Source organism: Paenibacillus xylanilyticus (assembly GCF_013359935.1).
Lineage (GTDB): Bacteria > Bacillota > Bacilli > Paenibacillales > Paenibacillaceae > Paenibacillus > Paenibacillus xylanilyticus.
In genome coordinates this window covers 1-388 of sequence record NZ_JABMCB010000090.1, presented here as the reverse complement: position 1 = coordinate 388, position 388 = coordinate 1, and the positions used below count along the sequence as shown (strand labels likewise).

1 protein-coding gene is annotated in these 388 nt (G+C 40.5%); it reads left to right on the top strand.

Going from position 1 to position 388, the window contains the following annotated elements; genetic code table 11:
• Nucleotides 1-38 precede the first annotated feature (38 nt).
• Entirely contained in the window at nt 39-245 is a 207-nt protein-coding gene (ybcW, locus tag HP552_RS00760; RefSeq protein ID WP_001031427.1) for a protein YbcW, read from the top strand.
• Nucleotides 246-388: the final 143 nt, after the last annotated feature.

Sequence of the window (388 nt, the reverse complement as noted above, 5' to 3'; positions counted from 1 at the left end):
TAACCGCTAGATGAAGAGCAAGCGCATGGAGCGACAAAATGAATAAAGAACAATCTGCTGATGATCCCTCCGTGGATCTGATTCGTGTAAAAAATATGCTTAATAGCACCATTTCTATGAGTTACCCTGATGTTGTAATTGCATGTATAGAACATAAGGTGTCTCTGGAAGCATTCAGAGCAATTGAGGCAGCGTTGGTGAAGCACGATAATAATATGAAGGATTATTCCCTGGTGGTTGACTGATCACCATAACTGCTAATCATTCAAACTATTTAGTCTGTGACAGAGCCAACACGCAGTCTGTCACTGTCAGGAAAGTGGTAAAACTGCAACTCAATTACTGCAATGCCCTCGTAATTAAGTGAATTTACAATATCGTCCTGTTC

Coding starts and splice junctions, on each gene's coding strand:
- ybcW (WP_001031427.1), top strand. CDS start 39: ATGAATAAAGAACAATCTGCTGATGATCCCTCCGTGGATCTGATTCGT.